General features: G+C 34.1%; 22 protein-coding genes and 1 riboswitch. Of the genes, 18 read left to right on the top strand and 4 right to left on the bottom strand.

All coding sequences use genetic code 11. The features are described 5' to 3' along the window. Positions 1–6 precede the first annotated feature (6 nt). On the bottom strand, positions 7–1362 hold the full coding sequence (locus tag TETH514_RS07125; protein WP_003868634.1) for a hypothetical protein: 1356 nt from the start codon (positions 1360–1362) through the stop codon (positions 7–9). Between the two features lie 96 nt (positions 1363–1458). Between TETH514_RS07125 and TETH514_RS07130 the strand changes: the two genes are divergently transcribed. Continuing rightward, complete coding sequence (locus TETH514_RS07130; protein ID WP_003868633.1) at positions 1459–1725, top strand: DUF1294 domain-containing protein; 267 nt, start codon at positions 1459–1461, stop codon at positions 1723–1725. Between the two features lie 160 nt (positions 1726–1885). Then, entirely contained in the window at positions 1886–3064 is a 1179-nt protein-coding gene (locus tag TETH514_RS07135; protein WP_009052279.1) for an FprA family A-type flavoprotein, read from the top strand. 17 nt (positions 3065–3081) lie between these two features. Here TETH514_RS07135 and arsC read toward each other — a convergent pair whose 3' ends face one another. Continuing rightward, positions 3082–3519 (bottom strand): arsenate reductase (thioredoxin), encoded by a 438-nt coding sequence (arsC, locus tag TETH514_RS07140; RefSeq protein WP_003868630.1) that lies wholly within the window; start codon positions 3517–3519, stop codon positions 3082–3084. A gap of 123 nt (positions 3520–3642) precedes the next feature. Between arsC and TETH514_RS07145 the strand changes: the two genes are divergently transcribed. The 15 genes from TETH514_RS07145 (at position 3643) to TETH514_RS07210 (ending at position 17617) form a co-directional block, all read left to right on the top strand. Then, complete coding sequence (locus TETH514_RS07145; protein ID WP_003868629.1) at positions 3643–3951, top strand: hypothetical protein; 309 nt, start codon at positions 3643–3645, stop codon at positions 3949–3951. Between the two features lie 217 nt (positions 3952–4168). Continuing rightward, complete coding sequence (gene gnd / locus TETH514_RS07150; RefSeq protein WP_009052280.1) at positions 4169–5065, top strand: phosphogluconate dehydrogenase (NAD(+)-dependent, decarboxylating); 897 nt, start codon at positions 4169–4171, stop codon at positions 5063–5065. Positions 5066–5080: 15 nt separating this feature from the next. Then, positions 5081–6538: a glucose-6-phosphate dehydrogenase gene (gene zwf, locus TETH514_RS07155; RefSeq protein ID WP_003868627.1), complete on the top strand. Its 1458-nt coding sequence runs from the start codon at positions 5081–5083 to the stop codon at positions 6536–6538. Between the two features lie 18 nt (positions 6539–6556). Then, positions 6557–7174 (top strand): cyclase family protein, encoded by a 618-nt coding sequence (locus tag TETH514_RS07160; protein ID WP_003868626.1) that lies wholly within the window; start codon positions 6557–6559, stop codon positions 7172–7174. A 6-nt stretch (positions 7175–7180) separates the two neighbouring features. Then, on the top strand, positions 7181–7420 hold the full coding sequence (locus TETH514_RS07165) for a hypothetical protein (RefSeq protein WP_003868625.1): 240 nt from the start codon (positions 7181–7183) through the stop codon (positions 7418–7420). Between the two features lie 90 nt (positions 7421–7510). Further along, positions 7511–8179: an L-serine ammonia-lyase, iron-sulfur-dependent subunit beta gene (gene sdaAB / locus TETH514_RS07170; protein WP_003868624.1), complete on the top strand. Its 669-nt coding sequence runs from the start codon at positions 7511–7513 to the stop codon at positions 8177–8179. A 91-nt stretch (positions 8180–8270) separates the two neighbouring features. Then, entirely contained in the window at positions 8271–9164 is an 894-nt protein-coding gene (gene sdaAA, locus TETH514_RS07175; protein WP_009052281.1) for an L-serine ammonia-lyase, iron-sulfur-dependent, subunit alpha, read from the top strand. 1 nt (position 9165) lies between these two features. Continuing rightward, positions 9166–10956 (top strand): oligoendopeptidase F, encoded by a 1791-nt coding sequence (gene pepF, locus TETH514_RS07180; protein WP_012268703.1) that lies wholly within the window; start codon positions 9166–9168, stop codon positions 10954–10956. A 201-nt stretch (positions 10957–11157) separates the two neighbouring features. Continuing rightward, positions 11158–12228, top strand: a complete 1071-nt coding sequence (aroB, locus tag TETH514_RS07185) for a 3-dehydroquinate synthase (protein ID WP_009052283.1) — start codon at positions 11158–11160, stop codon at positions 12226–12228. A gap of 114 nt (positions 12229–12342) precedes the next feature. Further along, a complete protein-coding gene (gene pheA / locus TETH514_RS07190; RefSeq protein ID WP_003868619.1) occupies positions 12343–13167 on the top strand; it encodes a prephenate dehydratase in 825 nt (274 codons plus the stop codon). Between the two features lie 24 nt (positions 13168–13191). Then, positions 13192–14208, top strand: coding sequence for a 3-deoxy-7-phosphoheptulonate synthase (gene aroF, locus TETH514_RS07195; protein WP_003868618.1), 1017 nt, complete (start codon positions 13192–13194; stop codon positions 14206–14208). After that, positions 14205–15047 carry a prephenate dehydrogenase/arogenate dehydrogenase family protein gene (locus TETH514_RS07200; protein ID WP_003868617.1) on the top strand — a complete coding sequence of 281 codons (843 nt, stop codon included), beginning with the start codon at positions 14205–14207 and terminating at the stop codon, positions 15045–15047. The genes aroF and TETH514_RS07200 overlap by 4 nt, the downstream gene beginning before the upstream one ends. A 9-nt stretch (positions 15048–15056) precedes the next feature. After that, positions 15057–16328 carry a 3-phosphoshikimate 1-carboxyvinyltransferase gene (aroA, locus tag TETH514_RS07205; RefSeq protein WP_003868616.1) on the top strand — a complete coding sequence of 424 codons (1272 nt, stop codon included), beginning with the start codon at positions 15057–15059 and terminating at the stop codon, positions 16326–16328. Positions 16329–16470: 142 nt separating this feature from the next. After that, a complete protein-coding gene (locus TETH514_RS12915; protein ID WP_009052284.1) occupies positions 16471–16629 on the top strand; it encodes a hypothetical protein in 159 nt (52 codons plus the stop codon). A 58-nt stretch (positions 16630–16687) separates the two neighbouring features. After that, a riboswitch (cyclic di-AMP (ydaO/yuaA leader) is annotated at positions 16688–16814 on the top strand. Then, positions 16814–17617, top strand: coding sequence for a cell wall hydrolase (locus tag TETH514_RS07210; RefSeq protein WP_003868614.1), 804 nt, complete (start codon positions 16814–16816; stop codon positions 17615–17617). It overlaps the preceding riboswitch by 1 nt. A 53-nt stretch (positions 17618–17670) precedes the next feature. Here the strand turns inward: TETH514_RS07210 and TETH514_RS07215 are convergent, their stop codons facing one another. Beyond that, positions 17671–18231, bottom strand: coding sequence for a TMEM165/GDT1 family protein (locus TETH514_RS07215; protein ID WP_003868755.1), 561 nt, complete (start codon positions 18229–18231; stop codon positions 17671–17673). A gap of 435 nt (positions 18232–18666) precedes the next feature. After that, entirely contained in the window at positions 18667–19041 is a 375-nt protein-coding gene (locus TETH514_RS07220; protein WP_003868754.1) for a PIG-L family deacetylase, read from the bottom strand. A gap of 206 nt (positions 19042–19247) precedes the next feature. Here TETH514_RS07220 and TETH514_RS07225 point away from each other — a divergent pair, with 206 nt between their 5' ends. Further along, positions 19248–20393, top strand: a complete 1146-nt coding sequence (locus TETH514_RS07225; RefSeq protein ID WP_003868753.1) for an ROK family transcriptional regulator — start codon at positions 19248–19250, stop codon at positions 20391–20393. Positions 20394–20402: the final 9 nt, after the last annotated feature.

A 20402-nucleotide genomic window follows, 5' to 3' on the forward strand; every position in this document is an offset into this window, starting at 1 on the left:
TTGTAATTATAATAAAAATATTGTCACAAAATATGCTGCTATAAGACCTGCTATTGCAGGTACCATGTTTTTTTTAGCGATTTTTTCGGCTTCTACGTCTATTACTGTAGAAACAGCTACGGTACTCCAAGGTATTATTGTACCACCTCCTGTCCATATTGCGGCTATCTGCCCTATAGAAGCTAAAATTGCCGGGTTTAGATTTAAAGTTGAAGAAATTGTTTTAGCAATAGCACCTATTAAAGGAAGGCCTGAGAATCCAGAACCAGATAAACCAGTCAGAACTCCTAATGAAAATTCTAATAAAGAAACAGTGTACTTATTTAATGGAATGTGCTGAGATAAATACATTCCTAAATCTACAAGATATCCTTTTGCATGAGGACTTATAACTTCCTTTGCCATGCTTGTTTCTCCAAGGAGAAAAAAAGCGCTGATGACTATAATTGGGGAAAAGGTTCTCATTCCAGTTATAAAACCTTCTCTTAAATATTCGCGGGTTTTGTCTAAAAAATTTTTTTGTACTATTGTAGAGGCAATTAAAACTATTATAGATGTTCCTCCTATCAAAGCAGTGGCCGCGTTAGAGTGAATTCTAAATAAGAGCATCAGAATTATATCCAAAATAAAAAGTACTACTGCGATTATTGAAACCACAAAACTACTAAAAGGAGGAGAAGGTTTGTCAATGCTATTAACATCTAAATGATTGTTTTGCTGTTGTATTTTACTTTGCTGCAATGTGCTAAAATAAAGTATAAGAATGCTTACAGTTGAGGCTGTAGCCCAAATAGGTAAGCTTGTCAATATCAATGTATGAATTGGTATACCTGCTGCCCTGGCTGTTATAGAGGGAGCTCCTTGTATGAAAAAGTCTCCCGATAATGCTGCTCCAAAGCCGAAAATTGAAACAATAGCGGCAAGGCTTACTTTGTCAATACCCGACTTTAAAGCGGGGTTGATGAGGACTGTACCGATTAAACCGACTGCAGGTGCAGGCCATATAAAAAATGATAAAAACATCGTTAAAAAACCTATTATCCAAAAAGAAAAAGTAGGAGTTTTTAAATATTTTATAAAAGGTTTTGTTATGATTATATCTGCGCCTATGTCATCTAAAGCTTTTGACATAGATATTATAAGAGATATTATTACTATGATTTGCCACAGCCTTTTTCCTGACACAAAAATTGCAGTGTAGAGTATTTGAACGGCTTTTAAGATATTTCCAGTTGATAGAAATCCAATTAAAAATATTGCTAATATTATGGGTAGAATTATATCTTTTCTCATTAAAAGTAAAATCAATATAATTAAAATCATTATTAGATATGCTATGTGGGATGCAGTCAAGGTAACCATTTCAACACCTCTCAATATTTTTCATAGTTTTATGATAGCTATATTTTGAGTTTTTATACCTTTTATAAAGTGGTATAATTGTTATGAGGTGTTATAATGAACAAGATTGCAATGATTGCTTTATTAACTTTAAATGTATTTTCTTTTGTTTTAATGGGTATTGATAAATATAAAGCGATGCATAAACTTTGGAGAATAAGTGAAAAGACCTTTTTCTTTTTAGCACTATTTGGTGGTTCAATAGGCGTATGGATTGGCATGTGTTTTTTTAGACATAAGACAAGACATAAATTATTTGTATTTGGCATACCGATGATTATTCTTTGTCAAATTGTTTTAGTTGCTGTCATAAAATACTGGTAAAATAGTGCATATAATAAAAACTTTTAAGGGTCTGTGCAAAATGTCAGCATATTATTCACCTACTAGCTTTTGACACACACCTTTTAAGGAAAATTGTTTTTTTATAAGAGTTTATTTGCTATAATATAGTTGAGAAATTAACAAATAGGAGGGGACATCGATGAAAGCAATGACTATAAAACCAGGAGTAAGTAAAATTGGCGCAGTACATTGGGAAAGAAGATTATTCGACTCTTTAATACCCCTGCCAGATGGTACGAGTTATAATGCCTATTTGGTAGAAGGAAAGGATAAAATAGCCCTTTTAGATACTGTAGATCCGATGACTTCAGAGATTTTGATGGAACAGTTAAAGGATGTAGAAAAAATTGATTATATAATAGCACATCATGCCGAGCAAGACCATTCAGGATGTATTCCTTTAGTCCTTGAGAAATATAAAGAGGCTAAGGTGATATGTACCCCTAAAGCAAAAACTTATTTGATGGATTTACTTTTAATACCTGAAGACAAATTTATTACTGTAGAAGACGGTGAAACTTTAGATTTAGGAGGAAAGACGTTAAAATTCATACATGCCCCGTGGGTACATTGGCCAGAAACAATGTTTACTTACCTTGTAGAAGATAAAATCCTTTTTACGTGTGACTTTTTAGGTTCCCATCTTGCAACTTCTGAACTTTATGCAACAGATGAGTGCAAAGTGTATGAGGCAGCAAAAAGATACTATGCAGAAATAATGATGCCTTTTAGAAACTTTATAGAAAAGGACTTAGAAAAAATAAAAGATTTGGATATAGATATAATTGCTCCTAGTCATGGTCCTGTGTACAATAACCCTAAATTTATCTTAGATGCTTATAATGAATGGGTTTATGCAAAACCTAAAAATATAGTCGTAATACCTTATTCTACCATGCACGGCAGTGTGAAAAAAATGGTGGAATACCTACAGACTGTTCTTGTGGCAAAGGGCGTCATTGTAAAGCCTTTTGATTTGTCTGTTACAGATATAGGTGAATTGGCTATGGCATTAGTGGATGCTGCTACAATAGTTATAGGTACTCCAACAGTACTTACAGGTGCTCATCCAATGGTGGTTTATGCTACTTATTTGGCCAATGCTTTAAAGCCGAAGACAAAGTTTGTTTCAATTATAGGCTCTTATAATTGGGGTAGCAGGGCACAAGATCAGCTTTCTCAAATGATTACCAATTTAAAAGTAGAGGTTATTTCACCAGTTTTCATAAAAGGATTCCCAAAAGAAGAAGACTTTAAGGCTCTTGATAAGTTAGCTGAAGAAATAGTGAAAAAACATGAAGAGGCTGGAATTTTATAATTTAAAAGCACTCGTGATTAGTGCGAGTGCTTTTTTATGTCTTCTATCAAATTTTTTACATTTTCTTTGATTATATCTCTTATTTCACGAAATTTATTTAAAACTTCTTCTTCTGTGCCTGTTGCTCTTGCAGGGTCTTCTAAGTCCCAATGGAGGCTTTTTATTGAAGGAGGCAAAGCAGGACATTTATCTCTTGCATCACCACATAAAGTTATCACATAATCTGCTTTAAAAAGGATATTTTCATCCAATAAATCGGAAGTTTGATTGCTTATGTCAATTCCTATTTCCTTCATAACTTGTACAGCTTTTGGGTTTAAACCGTGAGCTTCTACACCACCACTATATACTTCAAAATCATCTTTTCCATAATATTTGCCAAAACCTTCTGCCATTTGACTTCTACAGGAATTGCCAGTACATATAAAATACAAAATTTTTTTATTTTTTGACACGTAACATCCCCCTTTTTGTTTATTCACAAATTATTATAAATGATTGTAGATTATAAAACAATCCGCTTTTTGTTAAGAATATGTTAAATTCTTTTGAGTAAAATAAAGTAGAGGTGATGTTTAATGTTGAATTATCCATACGGGCAAAATTCCATAGCGCCTGGTATAATTGTTACACCAGACAATGGAAATGCAAATTTAAAAGTACCGACAGATACATTTAGTATATATGTAAATGGGGAATATGTGGGAGAAAAAATCCTTATTGCACAAGGAGATTTAGGGGAAAACTCTGTAAAAGAGTACCTTATGAATCAAGGTTTTACGGATTTTAGCTATACAACTGATGGGAAAAATATTTATATAGACACATATGAAGAAAATGCTAAAAATATGATAAATTATTTAAAAGTGTATTTAAGAATAAGGTAAAAGGGACTAAAATGGGTCCCTTTTTAAATTTTGTTATATTGCAGATAAAAACAAGGGAAAATAATAGTGTAAAGGTATTAAGCAGGGTTTTTCCTTGCTTTTTAAATGAAAGCATGTGATTTTCGTCATTTAAAATTTTAAAATGTATGATATAATTATATAACACCCTCAACTAAAAAATATTATACAACAATAATTATTATTAAGGAGGATTTATATGAAGGTAGGTTTAATTGGATTAGGACGAATGGGATTTAATCTTGCTTTAAATATGAGAGACCATGGGCATGAGGTAGTGGTATATAACAGGTCACCTGAGAAAATAAAAGAGGCTGAAAAGGAAGGAATAAAAGGAGCTTATACAATTGAAGATTTAGTAAAAAACCTTGAAAGAAGAAGAATAATATGGCTTATGGTACCTGCAGGAGACCCTGTTGACGAAATGATAGAAAAATTAGTTCCCTTGCTTGAAGAACATGACATCATAATAGACGGCGGCAATTCCTACTATAAAGATACTTTAAGAAGGTATGAGATGCTTAAAGAAAAAGGAATTGATTTTGTAGATGTGGGCACAAGTGGAGGAATTGAAGGAGCAAGACATGGGGCTTGCACCATGATAGGAGCAGAAGATGAGGTCTTTAAATATATTGAACCTCTAATTAGGGATATAAGTGCGGAAAACGGTTATTTACATACAGGAAAAAACGGTTCAGGACATTTTGCAAAAATGGTTCATAACGGCATAGAATACGGAATGATGCAGGCTATAGGAGAAGGGTTTGAGGTTTTAGAGAAAAGTCAGTTTGATTTTGATTTAAAAGAAGTGGCCAGAGTTTGGAGTCATGGGTCAGTGATTCGCGGATGGCTTATGGAGCTTATGGAAAAAGCTTTTGAAAAAGACCCTAAATTGTCTGGGATAAAAGGAGTAATGCACTCTTCTGGAGAAGGACTCTGGACGGTAGAAGAAGCTTTAAACCTCAAAGTGCCAGTGCCTGTAATTGCACAGTCTTTATTTATGAGATATCGTTCAGAGCAAGAAGATACATTTGCAGGAAAGGTTGTAGCTGCTTTGAGAAATGAGTTTGGAGGACATGCGGTGGAAAAGAATTAACACGAGGTGGTTTATATGGTTAAAAATAATATATCTAATATAATGGTTATATTTGGCGGGACAGGGGATTTAACTCACAGAAAACTTATGCCTGCTTTGTACAATTTGAAATACCAAAAAATTCTTCCTGAAAATTTTGCTGTTGTATCCATAGGAAGAAGAGATAAAACAGAGGAACAATATAGGAAGGAAGTATTAGAGTCTGTTAAAAATTATTCGAGATTTGACATTGATGAAAAAGTTTGGCAAGATTTAAGTGAAAGGATATATTATAAGAGATTTGACTTTGTATATGATAATGGCTATATGGAATTAAGTTCTTTTTTAAAAGAACTTGATGAAAATTACAATACAAAGGGCAATAGGGTATACTATCTTGCAGTAGCTCCAGAATATTTCGGTATAATTGTTGAAAAACTCTATAGGCATGGTATGGTAAATAATGAGACTTCCTGGCAAAGGGTGGTCATAGAAAAACCTTTTGGAGAAGATTTGGAATCGGCACGGAAATTAAATAAAATGATAACTGATGTTTTCACGGAAAGGAATACCTACAGGATAGACCATTATCTGGGAAAAGAGATGCTTCAGAACATAATGGTAATTAGATTTGCTAATGTATTTTTTGAACCTGTGTGGAACAGAAGGTATATTGATAATGTTCAGATTTCTTCAAATGAAATAGTTGGAATAGAAAATCGCGGTGGGTATTATGAAAAAGCCGGGGCGTTACGGGATATGGTACAAAATCACATGATGCAACTTCTAACTTTAACGGCAATGGAACCGCCTGTAAATCTCGATACAGAATCTATAAGAGATGAGAAGGTAAAAGTTCTGAAGTCTTTGGAGATATTTACTCCAGAGGCTGTTGAGAAAAATGTTGTGAGAGGGCAGTATGCAGGATATAGACAAGAAGACAAAGTTTCCCCTACTTCTAATACAGAGACATTTGTAGCTTTGAAAGTGCATGTGGAAAATTTTCGCTGGGCAGGAGTACCTTTCTACATTCGCACGGGCAAAAGAATGCCGGAAAAGTCTACACAAATTGTAATACAGTTCAAACCGTTGCCAGGAATCTTGTATTTTAAAGAATATAAAAATTTATTGCCAAATTTATTAGTTATAAAAATTCAACCTGAGGAAGGTGTAAAGCTTCAATTTAATGCAAAAGTTCCTGGGGCAGGAGATATCACCATACAACCTGTAGATATGGATTTTTGTCAAAATTGCCAGATTTCAAATAATTCTCCAGAAGCTTATGAAAGACTTCTTTACGATGTCATGAGAGGAGATTCTACTTTATTTACGCGATGGGATGAGGTAGAATATTCTTGGAAGTTTGTAGATGCTATTGCTGAAGCATGGAAAGACAAAACGCCTGACTTTCCTAATTATCAGCCAGGGACCTGGGGACCTAAAGAAGCAAATGAGCTGTTACTAAGGGACAATAGAATGTGGTGGAATGTATAAAAGAAGGGGGTAAATTAAATGAAAATATACGATATTTCAATGGAAATTCACGAAAATATGACTGTTTACAAAAATAAAGAAGAGAAAAGGCCTAAACATACTATTACTGTTGATAGTGGCGATGTGAGAGAGTCCTGTATTAGCATGGACATGCATACAGGAGCGCATATTGATGCTCCTCTACACATGATTAGGGGAGGAGATACAGTAGAAAATATAGACCTCAATAAGGTTATAACTAAATGTAAAGTATTTGACTTTACAAATATATCTGATAAAATAACATCGGAAGACCTTGCAAGTAAAGACATTCAAAAAGGAGATTTTATAATATTTAAAACAAGAAATTCTTTTAGAGAGGATTTCGATTTTGAATTTGTCTATTTAGATAAAAGCGGTGCCCAGTTTTTAAAAGAAAAAGGTGTAATTGGTGTAGGTATTGATGCATTAGGAATTGAGAGAAATCAGCCGGAGCATGAAACTCACAAGATTCTTTTAGGAGCAGGTATAGTTATTCTTGAGGGACTACGGTTAAAAGATGTAGAAGAAGGAGAATATTTCTTATATGCTGCGCCTTTAAAAATTAGAGGTGCCGAAGCCTCCCCTACAAGAGCTGTTTTGATAAAGGAAGAGTAAAAAATCATGAAGTTAAAATGGTCTAAGGGCAAAAATTTTGTTTTTGGAAAAATCTCATATGATGAAGAGAATACAGATGAATATATAGAGCTTTTATTTGAAAAATTCGGCAAAGAATTTTTTGAAGAAGTATATTTAGAGTATCAAAAAGGTACGACTATTGACGTAGCTTTTAAAGAAGTGCTAATCAAGCATAATAAGCTAAAACCCTTAAATATAAAAAAATTGAAAATAAAAAAGCAATAAGTCAGATTTACTGGCTTATTGCTCTATTGCATTTTTATAGGGCGAAGGGTACAATATAGCTAAGAAAACTTTTACGTAAGGAGATTTTGTATGAGAGAATACAGTGTATTTGATATTATGGGGCCTGTGATGATTGGGCCCAGCAGTTCTCATACAGCAGGGGCCGCAAGGCTTGCGAAAATTGCTCGTGAAATTGTGGAAGAGGATATATCAGAAGTGGAATTTGTATTGTATGAATCTTTTGCCCGTACATATAGGGGACATGGTACGGATAAGGCTCTTGTGGCAGGGATATTAGGTTTTGACCCAGATGATGAGAAACTGTCTCATTCTTTTGAAATAGCAAGACAGCAAGGGATAAAGTTTAAATTTACTGAAAGTGACGAAGAATCACCACATCCCAATACTGTAAAAATGATAATAACAGGTAAAAGTGGACAGAAAAACAGCATTTTAGGATGTTCTATTGGTGGAGGAAATGTGCTTTTAAAAGAGATAAATGGCATAGAGGTAGAGTTTACTGGTGAATATGAAACGTTGATTACAAATCACATAGATAGACCAGGGATAGTGGCAAATGTCACTAAAATTTTTGCAGATTATAAAATAAATATAGCTTTTATGAGAGTGTACAGGCATTCAAAAGGTGACAAAGCTATTATGGTCATAGAATCAGACCAAAAAATACCTGATGCTGCAAAAGAAACCATAAAAAACATTGATGGAATTTTAAATGCCATAATAATAAATCCTATGTAATGGAGCCATGAGATGCTCTTGTTGTGATGAGAAAATTAAAGAAAAACTAAGATATTAAGAGAAAATAAAAGATAATAGTGGGAGGTATAAAATGTATCAATTTAATCATGGTTATGAACTATTAGAACTTACAAAAAAATTTAACTTACCAATATCGCAAATTGTGGTGCTAGCGGAGCAAGAAAAGACAGGAGAAGGCCTTGATACAATTTTTCAAAAGATGAGAAATAACCTCAAAGTAATGAAAGAAGCTATTAATAAAGGTTTAAATGAAGATTTAAAATCAGTAAGTGGTTTATCAGGTGGAGATGCAAAAAAACTATATGAAAGAATAATCATTGGCAATACTCTTTCTTGTGAAACAATGGCAAAAGCTGCTGCTTCTGCTCTTGCAGTGACAGAAGTAAATGCTTCTATGGGTAAAATTGTTGCTGCTCCTACTGCAGGTTCCAGTGGAGTTATTCCGGGAGCTCTTATTACAGTGGCGAGAAAATTTGGCAAAAGTGATGATGATATGACAAGAGCTCTTTTCACTGCTACCGGCATAGGTATTATAATAGCTAAAAATGCTACTTTATCTGGAGCTGAGGGGGGATGTCAAGCAGAAGTAGGTTCTGCTTCAGCGATGGCTGCAGCAGCTTTAGTAGAACTTATGGGGGGAACACCAGAACAGTGTTTGACGGCAGCTTCTTTTGCTATAATGAATTTGCTAGGGCTTGTATGCGACCCAGTTGCAGGGTTGGTAGAAATCCCTTGTGAAAAGAGAAATGCCCTTGGGGCGCTTAATGCTATGATATGCGCTGATTTTGCAATAGCAGGAATGGACAGTGTCATACCCTTTGACGAAGTGGTAGAAGCTTTGTATAAAGTAGGAAAAGCCATACCTTACGCTTTAAGGGAAACTGCAGAAGGGGGACTTGCAAAGACTCCTACAGGGATAAGGCTTAAAAAAGAGATATTTGAAAAAGTTGAACGGGGGGATTAAAGTGGAGGTTTTAAAAGATAGAAGCGAAATTGAAGATAAGTATAAATGGCGACTTGAGGATATATATGAAAATGAGAATTTGTGGGAAGAAGACTATAACAAGACTAAAGAGCTTTTAAAAGAAATTGTAAAGTTTAAAGGCAAAATTAACACTTCAAGAAATTTATTAGAGGTACTAAAACTTAATGACCAAATTGGGATGACAGCCAGCAAAATTTTTGCCTATGCCCGTATGAGAAGAGACGAAGATAATACTAATCCCAAATATCAAGCTTTGACTGACAAGGCCATGAGACTCAATGTTGAAGTTATGAGTGCTACTTCTTTTATAGCTCCAGAGATTTTATCCATTGATACACAAAAATTAATGGAAATGATAGAAGGATTAGAAGAATTAAAGATTTATAAGCAATATCTTGAAGATTTAATTAGGTTTAAACCTCATGTACTTTCACCGGAAGAAGAAAAAATATTAGCAGAAGCAAAAACATTGGCAGAGTCTGTTTCAAATATATACACCATGTTGAATAATGCTGACATGAGATTTCCTATTATTAAAGATGAAGAAGGCAAAGAAGTAGAAGTAACTCATGGCAATTTTGTACGCTTCATGCAGAGTAAAGACAGAAACGTCAGAAAAGCCGCATTTAACGCCATGTATGACACATACAAAAAATTTATAAATACTTTTGCTTCTACAATGGCAGGAAATGTAAAGAAAGATATTTTCTACGTGAAGACACGGAAATATAATTCTTCATTGGAAGCCTCACTATTTGAAGATAATGTAAGTTTAGAGGTTTATAACAATCTTATAGAGACAGTACATAGTAGACTTGATGTATTACATAGATATGTGAGGCTTAAAAAGAAGCTTTTAGGTTTAGACGAACTTCACATGTATGACTTGTATGTACCTTTGATACAGGAATATGATAAGAAATTTACGTATGAAGAGGCAATAGAGCTGGTACTCGAAGGGCTAAAGCCGCTGGGAGATGAGTACATAAATTTACTCAAACAAGGGTTTAATTCCCGTTGGGTAGATGTTTATGAAAACCGAGGTAAAACTTCTGGAGCTTATTCATGGGGAACTTATGGCACCCATCCTTATGTACTTTTAAACTATCAGGGCAAATTAAATGATGTATTTACAATTGCCCATGAAATGGGACATTCTTTGCATACGTATTATTCAAATGCGACACAACCATATGTGTATGCAGGATATAAGATTTTTGTGGCAGAAGTAGCTTCTACTTGTAATGAGGCTCTACTGATGGATTATCTTTTAAAAAATTCAAAAGACGAAAAAGAAAGACTTTATCTTTTAAATCACTTTTTTGAGGAATTCAGAGGAACAGTCTATAGGCAGGTTATGTTTGCTGAGTTTGAAAAACTCATACACGAAATGGCAGAAAGAGGAGAACCTCTTACAGCGGAAGTGTTAAACAAAAAATATTATGAATTAAATAAGCTCTACTATGGAGATGACATAGTAGTAGATGAAGGAATAAGCTATGAGTGGGCGAGAATCCCACATTTTTATAGAAATTTCTATGTCTATAAATATGCTACTGGATTTTCTGCGGCAATAGCTATTTCTCAGATGATACTAAATGAGGGGGAAAAAGCTGTAGAAAGATACAAGGAGTTTTTAAAGAGCGGGAGCTCTGATTATCCTTTAAACCTTTTAAAGAAGGCAGGAGTGGATTTAACTACTCCAAAACCAGTAAACGATGCTTTGGATGTTTTTGAAAAATTGCTTGATGAGTTTGAAAAAATGCTATAATGAATCAAGAGGGCAGTAAAAGAGACTGTCCTTTTTTGTTTTTTAATAATCAGTAGAACCAGAATTTGAAGACATGTACCTCTTTTATTTTGATAAAGAGCCAGAAGAAGTTTAAGCTGAAATATTGTTTTACTCATTTTGCTTAACTTTTTCTTTTTAATGATGTATAATATTAAAATAAAAAAGTGTGAGGTGTGAACTTTGGATTTTATAACAATTGATTTAAAAGAAAGGTCTTATCCTATTTATTTTGCCTATGATTCTTTTGATAAATTAGGAGAAATAGTAAAGAAACATGTAAGAAGTAGTAAAACATTTATAATAACTGATTTTAATGTTTATCCTTTGTATTTTGAAAAACTCAATGAAAGTCTTAAAAAAAGTCGTTTTGATGTGTCATATGAAGTTATTCCTGCAGGGGAAACAAGTAAAACAATGGAAATGGCACAAAGACTTCTTGAAAAAGCTTATGATAGTGGACTTTTAAGAGACAGTTCAGTTATAGCTCTTGGAGGAGGCGTTGTAGGAGACATAGCTGGATTTGTCGCAGCAACTTACATGAGGGGAATAGACTTTGTGCAAATTCCCACAACCTTATTGGCTCAGGTTGATAGTAGTGTTGGTGGCAAAGTAGCAGTCAATCTAAAAAAAGGCAAAAACATAGTAGGAGCTTTTCATCAGCCTAAAATGGTATATATAGACGCTGCTGTTTTAAACACGTTAGATAAAAGAGAGATACTTGGAGGATTAGCTGAGATAATCAAATATGGAATTATATGGGATTTTGATTTATTTGAATACATCGAAAATAACCTGCATGAAATTTTAGATTTAAAAGAAGACAAATTAAAACATATAGTCAAAAAATCTTGTGAAATAAAAGGGAAAATCGTATCCCTTGATGAAAAAGAGGAAAACCTACGTTCAATATTAAATTTTGGCCATACCATAGGGCATGCCATTGAAGCTTTGACCGGTTATGAGTGGTATATTCATGGAGAAGCAGTCGCTATAGGGATGGTATACGCTTGTAAACTTGCTCTAAATTTAGGATATATTGATGAAAAATATTTTGAAAGGATTTTTTCTTTAATACAAAGGACAGGATTACCCACAGATTATGAGGATTTGCATAAAGAAGACATTATAAAAGCTATAAAACTTGACAAAAAAAATAGAAGCAGCAAAATAAATTTTGTTCTTCCTTGTGGTTTTGGAAAAGTTGAAGTCATAAGTGTTAGAGAAGAAGAAATTTTAAAGGTTTTAAAATAAGCGGGTAACCGCTTTTTTCTTTATCTTTTTTAGACTTTATGAAAAATTTACTTGACTTTACTTATGCAAAGTATTAAAATATCACCAATATTATAAATTGCAAGGGGGTGTTGGATGAAAGTTGGCTATTTGGGTCCTAAAGGAACATTTTCTGAAGAAGCTGTTATAAAATACACGCAAGGTGTTGAAAATTGTGAAGTTGTAGAGTTTAACACCATTCCGGAGGTAATAAATTGCATAAGCAATGGCTTGTGCGAAGAGGCAGTAATTCCTATTGAAAACTCTATTGAAGGTTCTGTAAATGTTGCTGTAGATATGCTGATAAACGACGCAAATGGGATAATGATAAAAGGAGAGGTAATAATACCTATTTCCCATTGCTTGATTTCGGATGCTCCAGTTGAATTTAAAGATGTACATTGTATACTTTCTCATCAGCAGGCAATTGCTCAGTGCAGGGAATATATATCTAAAAAATTTCCCAATGCGGAAGTAAAAGCTACAGACAGTACTGCCCAAGCAGTCTTAGGTGTCAAATCTAAACCCGGAGTAGTGGCGATAGGTCCTGAAAGAGCAGCTGTTATTTACGGCATGAGAATAATTGATAGAAACATACAAGATGTGAAAGAAAATTATACGAGATTTTTAATTCTTTCTCAAAAAGATTGGGTTGTCACAGGTAAAGACAAGACCTCAATAGTATTTTCTGTTCCCAATGTTCCAGGCAGTTTATATAACGCTTTAGGTGTTTTGGCCAACAAAAAAATTAATATGACAAAAATAGAATCTCGACCTTCAAGGAAAAAACTTGGGGAATATGTTTTTTGGGTGGACATTGAGGGGCATAGAGAAGATGAGATAGTAAAGGATGCCTTAGAGGAGTTAAAAGGTAGAACGGATTTTTTAAAAGTATTAGGTTCATATCCTAAATTTAAGTAGAACGGTAGAATGGAGGAATTGAAAATGGTAATTGTTATGAATATTGATGCCACTGATAAGCAAATCTCTGATATTACAAATCTTTTAACATCTCTCGGTTTAGGTTACCACATTTCAAAAGGTGAAGAAAAAATAGTCATAGGTGTTATAGGTGATAAGAAAAAATTAGAAGGTAAGGCTATAGAAATGATGGAGGGAGTAGAAAAAGTCATTCCTATTGTGGAGCCTTACAAACTCGCCAGCAGAATTTTCAAACCAGAGCCTACCATTGTGGAAGTAGAGGATGTAAAAATAGGTGGAAACAACATAGTTATAATGGCAGGACCTTGTGCAGTAGAAAGCAGAGAACAACTTTTTGAAAGTGCTATGGCGGTTAAAAAAGCGGGAGCTCAATTTTTAAGAGGAGGGGCATTTAAACCGAGAACATCTCCTTATTCTTTCCAAGGTCTTGAAGAAGAGGGTTTAAAGATGCTTAAGGAAGCAAAAGAACTCATTGGACTTAAGATTGTGACAGAGGTCATGGATGTACATTCAGTTGAACTAGTGGCACAATACGCGGATGTTCTACAGATAGGTGCGAGAAATATGCAGAATTTCCCATTGCTTAAAGCAGTGGGTAGAATTAACAAGCCTGTTTTATTGAAGAGGGGACTTGCTGCAACATTAGAAGAGTGGTTAAGTGCTGCTGAGTATATTTTAAGTGAAGGCAACAAAGACGTTATCCTCTGTGAAAGAGGAATAAGGACTTTTGAAACTTATACGCGAAATACTTTAGATTTAAGTGCAGTTCCAGCTATAAAAAAATTGAGTCATTTGCCTATAGTTGTTGACCCCAGTCACGGCACTGGGAAATGGCACCTTGTAGCTCCTATGGCTAAAGCTGCTATAGCAGCAGGAGCTGATGGACTCATTATTGAGGTACATCCAGACCCCAAAAATGCATTATCCGATGGGGCTCAATCCCTTACTCCTGAAAATTTTGAGACTTTGTGTCAAGACATAAAGGTTATCGCTAAAGCAGTAGGGCGTGATTTTGTATGATAAAAAATGCGGTTATTGTAGGATTGGGTCTTATAGGAGGGTCACTGGCAAAAGCGTTAAGTAAATATACTGATATAAAAGTTATGGCTGTTGATATAAATGAAAATAGTTTACACAAAGCGTTTGAAGAGGGAGTAATTTCTTATGGCGTGACACACCTTGATTTTCAAGTAGATGCTGATGTAGTTTTTATATGCACGCCTGTTGGAAAAATTGTTGAAAAGACTAAAAATATACTTCCTTATTTAAAAAAAGGTTGCATTGTAACTGACGTTGGAAGTACAAAAAAAGTTATAATGGAAGAAGTGCAAAAATTTTTGCCCGATGAAATTTTTTTCATCGGGGGCCATCCTATGGCTGGCACAGAAAAAGCAGGTTATGACAACGCTGATGCAGATTTATTTGTCAATTCAAATTATTTGTTGACACCTTTTGATACTACAAATGATGAGGTTTTGGATCTGTTTATAAAAGAAGTAATAATAAAAATAGGTGCAAAACCGATGATAATGGATTATAATAAACACGACACTATTGTGGGAGTTATAAGCCATGTACCTCATATCATTTCTGCTATACTGACGAATTTTGCTTATAACAAATGTAATGAAGCCTTTAAATACGCAGCTGGTGGTTTTAAAGATACTACGCGAATTGCATTATCTCAAACTGAGATATGGAAAGATATAATTTGCACAAACAGGGAAATTATTTTAGATTTATTAAAAAATTATAAAGAAGTCTTGACTGACTTTATTAGTTATTTAGAAAATGATGATATTGAGAGTATACAAAAATTTCTTGAAGATGCGAGAAAATATCGAAACACTATAACTTGAGGTGTTGTTATGGATATTGAAGTAAAGAAGAAAAGATTTTTAAAAGGTGTTATCTCTGTCCCAGGAGATAAGTCAATATCTCATAGAGCTGTAATGATTGGGTCAATTGCAGAAGGAATTACAGAGATTGAAAATTTTCTTTTAGGAGAAGATTGTATATCTACTATTAACTGTATGAAAAATTTGGGTGTTGACATTGAATTAAAAGGCACAAATGTTAAAGTTCAAGGAAAAGGACTTTATCTAAATAAAAGTGAAAAAATTCTTGATGTAGGAAATTCGGGTACTACTATTCGGCTTTTGATGGGTATTCTCGCTGGTCAAAAATTTGAGACAACGCTTACAGGCGATGATTCTATAAAGAGACGCCCTATGGGAAGAGTGATAACTCCTCTTAGTATGATGGGAGCGAAAATAGAAGCAAGAGAAGGAAATTTTGCACCTCTTACGGTTTTTGGAAACAAACTTAAAGGCATATATTACAAAATGCCAATTGCCAGTGCACAGGTTAAGTCCAGTATAATGTTGGCAAGCCTTTACGCCGATGATAAAACGACTATTGAAGAGCCCTACCCTTCAAGAAATCACACGGAACTCATGTTTAGTTCTTTTGGTGCTAAAGTGGAGGTAAATGGCACAAAAATAACTTGTTACCCTGGCTACAAATTACAAGGGCAGAAAGTTATTGTACCAGGGGATATATCGTCAGCAGCATATTTTATTGTTGCTGCAACTCTCGTTCCAAATTCGGAGGTTACTATAAAAAATGTAAATGTAAATCCTACAAGAACCGGTATTATTGATGTGATAAAAGAGATGGGAGGAGACATTGTCTTAACAAATGAAAGAACTATAAACAATGAAAAAGTAGCGGATATAACAGTTAAGACTTCAAGGCTAAAAGGAATTGAAATTGGAGGAAGTCTTATTCCAAGGCTTATTGATGAAATTCCAGTAATAGCAGTTGCAGCAGTCTTCGCAGAAGGGAAAACAGTGATAAAAGATGCCGAGGAGTTAAAAGTAAAAGAAAGCAATAGAATAAATACAATCACTTCAGAATTAAAGAAAATGGGAGCTAAAATTTTTGAAACAGAAGATGGGATGATTATAGAAGGCACGGGATTTTTGAAAGGGAATACAGTGGAAAGTTACAATGACCACAGGATTGCCATGTCTTTATGGGTTGCTGGACTTATGGCAGAAGGAGAAACTAAGATAAAAAATGCTGAATGTGTAAATATTTCGTATCCGGATTTTTATAAAACCTTTGATATGCTTTAATATCATTGGTGATGAATAATCAAAAAATGTAAGTTTTACAAAAAAAAGCAGAACGATGTTATTTTTTTGTCAAACTTTGCTCTTGAAATCCTATATATTGTGTGTTATTATAATAATACAACAATATATAGAGGTGATTAAAATGAAAAACCAAGTGGCAGAGGATAAAAAACAGCTAAAAGAAAATAAAGCTGATCAAAATAATGTAAATGTGTTTGCATGTCCGGATTGCGGTGCTAAATTGGTTCATGAAGGAGGATGTGTTTTTTGTCCTTTCTGTGGCTATAGTGAGTGCCAGTAAGTACCTATCTTTCCACCAGTTTAATATGGACACAAATTAGATATCCGGTTATAATTTAGTTAAAAATATGCCGAATCCCCGATAAGGGGTACGGGGGAACTAAAGTGGGGTGAATCCACTTTCGTGGTAGGGTGGCCCTCACCCGAACCCGTCAACTAACCTCGGAGGCGAAAGGGGGAACAACATGTTTAATATTCACATCAAGGTCAAACCTCTCATCGCATCAGTTATAGGCGGATTGTTTATTTTCCAATCAATATTTGCCGCAACTTACACAGTTAAACCCGGCGATACCTTATGGGGTATAAGCCAAAAATATGGAACTACCTATACTAAGTTGATGTCTTTAAACGGCCTTCAAAGTACCGTAATATACCCAGGACAAGTTTTACAAGTGCCGGGCAGTGATAACACATATGTTGTCCAAAAAGGTGACAGCTTGTACTTAATTGCTTTAAAATACGGCATTACTGTTGATATGCTCAAATCTGCAAACGGATACAAAAGCGACATAATATATCCTGGACAAGTCTTTATTATACCCCGTGATACTTCTTCTAATAGGACATATCAGGATGTCAGCAGAGGTTCTATTGAAAGGGGTGTAATACCCTACACAAAAGAGGAATTTGACCTCCTTGCGCGACTTGTTACCGCGGAAGCAGATGGAGAACCATACCAGGCTAAAGTAGCAGTTGCGGCCGTAGTAATAAACAGAGTTAAAAGTGGTATTTTCCCTAATACTATAAAAGACGTGATATATCAAGTCGATGCATACGGAAATTACCAATTTACTCCTGTGTTAAATGGGTGGATAAATAGACCTGCCTCAGCTGACGCTATAAGTGCAGCAAGAGATGCGTTAAGTGGTGTTGACCCAACAAACGGAGCCTTGTATTATTTTGACCAAAGTTCTACTAATGCGTGGTTGTGGTCACTTCCTATAGCGGCAAGAATAGGTAATATGGTTTTCTGTTACGGCAGGTAAAACTTCCGATGAGAGGGTCAAAAACGGGTACAATTTAAGTACCCGTTTTTGACTTAGAAAAACAATTTATACAAAGTAGAAAGACCAAAGGCGATGAATATGAAAGAAGATAGATATTTTAAATATTTTGAAGGGATTCTTTTATTAAAATAAATGCCTACAATTATCCCTAATACATCTGCTAAAAATATTCCAAGAGTAGTGCCTATTAATATGTACAGAGGACTGTTGTATGATGCAGTCAAAGCTATAGCAGCCAATTGCGTTTTGTCTCCAAATTCTGATAGTACATATGTACTTATAATAGTTGCAACAGGACCGTATTTTGAATTTTTTATTTTTTCCTGTTTTGTTTCTTCCTCTATTAAAGTTGAAATTCCAAAAAACAAAAATAATAAAGCAGCTAAAAGTTTTATATAAAAAATGGGAATGTATTCGGTGATATACGAACCAAATATCACAGCCATGCCATTGTTTATTAAGGCAGCGATAAATATACTTATAAGAACAGTCCTTACTTTAAAAAGAGTAGCAAAAGCCATTGACATGAGCTGTGACTTATCTCCCATCTCAGAAGTAAAGATAAGGACAAATGATGTGACAAGTGCCTCCATTTTATTGCCTCCCCAACTATTATATTTGCTCTATAAATAAATTAGGACCTTTACATAATATGTAAAACATATTATGTAAAGGTCTCGTTCTTTAAGGTAAAGCCAGGGTTTCCCGATATGTTGACTTTACCACATATAAGCTATGCGAACTACTCCCCTTTACTCAATATATTGTAAAAAATTTATCATAAAATGTCAACTTATTTGATTGTAACATGTCTGTCAAAATTTTGAAGGTTGCTGAGTTTTTGCATAGTTATATTTTTAGACTAAAATTTTACACACATTATTGTAACCTTTTTAAAAAAGTGCTATTTTAAAATTGTGAGATATTTAGGAGGCGATTGTATGTACTTAGTAAACTATACTTCTGATGACTTAGAATGCTATTATTTCTAATGGAGCAATAATAAAGGGAGAATGCTATATTAGGAATTATTGTAATATCAATATAAAAACTATTTCAAGAAGATAAACTAAACCTTTATCAGGATATCCTAAAAAAATAATGTTTTCCTCTTTTACTCCTAAGTATTTTAAGGTAGAGAGAGTTTCTTTTTGTCTATCGTATCCAAGACGCAAAAAATCATGAGGGGTTGGAAAAGGAATGTCATAATTTTCAATAACTGCCCTTTTAAAGGAATCTCCATTAGTTATTATTACGACTTTTACTTCACCACCATATCTCATAGTGTCTTGAATAAGGCCAGCTGAAGCCAATGTTTCATCATCAGGGTGAGGTGCAAAGACTAATACTCTTTGATAAATTTGAGGAGTTGGATAAAGTTTTTTAACAGGAGTTTTGCACAAAGGCTATAAAAGTATTAAAGTAATTATTGCAATGTATTTCATTTTTTTATTCATTATAAGGCACCTTCCTTGTATATTTGTAGTCTCAAAATTTATTATTTACATTTTTCAAATTATTATGGTATAATAATTACAAGAAAATGTTCGGATATCGAACTAATTTTTTAGATAATTAGTTCAGATAATGAACTAATGGAGGCGAGATATTGAAAGACTATACTAAAGGCACTTCAGGGTTAATTAAAAATATCAATAAAGCCAATGTTTTAGATGTTATTAAAAAGATGCAACCCATATCGAGAATAGAGGTTTCTAAAGTTTTAAAAATGAGCAAATCTACTATTTCTGCCATTGTAGATGAGTTGATTGAAGAAGGTTTGGTAATAGAAAATGGTTACGGAGAAAAAGGTACAGTAGGGAGAAAGCCTATACAGCTTTCTTTTAATCCTGATGCTAGATTTGTTATAGGGATAAGCGTTGAATCTACAAATTCGATAGGAATTCTGACTAATTTAGAGGGGAAAATTTTAAAAAAGATAAAATGGGAAACTGGCATTAAAGAACAGGCTTTTAATGGAATTGTGAAAGGGATAAAAGAACTTGCTGAGGAAGATAAAAATATAATAGGAATTGGTATTGGTCTTCCAGGAATCACAGATATACAAAAAGGAATTGTTGATGCACCAGGATTGAAATGGAGTAATTTTGATTTAAAGAAAAGGTTGAGTGAAATTTTTAATTATAACATCTACGTGGACAACAGTGTAAATTATGCTGCACTGGGCGAGAGATGGATTGGTTGTTGCCGTGAAATAGAGAATTTTGTGCTTATAAACATAGGAAATGGTATAGGCTCGGGAATATATGTAAATGGTACTTTATTACGAGGCAATAGTTACGCTGCAGGGGAAGTAGGGTACATGGCCATAGGAGAGGATGCTTTTGAAAGAGTTTATTCTTACGAGGATTATGGTTATTTTGAAAGAAAGGCTTCTTTGTCTGCTTTAGTTGAATCAGTTTCTAAAAGTTTGCCTTATGTAAAAACTATGGAGGGTGTAGTAAAAGAATATAAAAAACAAAATCCTGCTTGTGTACAAGCTGTATCTCAATTTATTAAAAATTTAAGCATGGGTATTGCCAATATTGTAAGTATCTTAAACCCAGAAGTGATAATAATTGGAGGAGACATTTTAAACTATGAAATTGATATACGCCAGGAGCTAAAGGAGAAAGTGAAAAGGATTGTGCCTTTTGATTTTGACATTAAAGTAGCTCAACTTGGTGAAGATGCTTCTGCTATTGGGGCGGTAGCCGATGTGCTTTTAAATACAAATAATTTAATTTTACTATAAGGAGGCCAT

Source organism: Thermoanaerobacter sp. X514 (genome assembly GCF_000019065.1).
Taxonomy (GTDB): Bacteria; Bacillota; Thermoanaerobacteria; order Thermoanaerobacterales; family Thermoanaerobacteraceae; genus Thermoanaerobacter; species Thermoanaerobacter pseudethanolicus.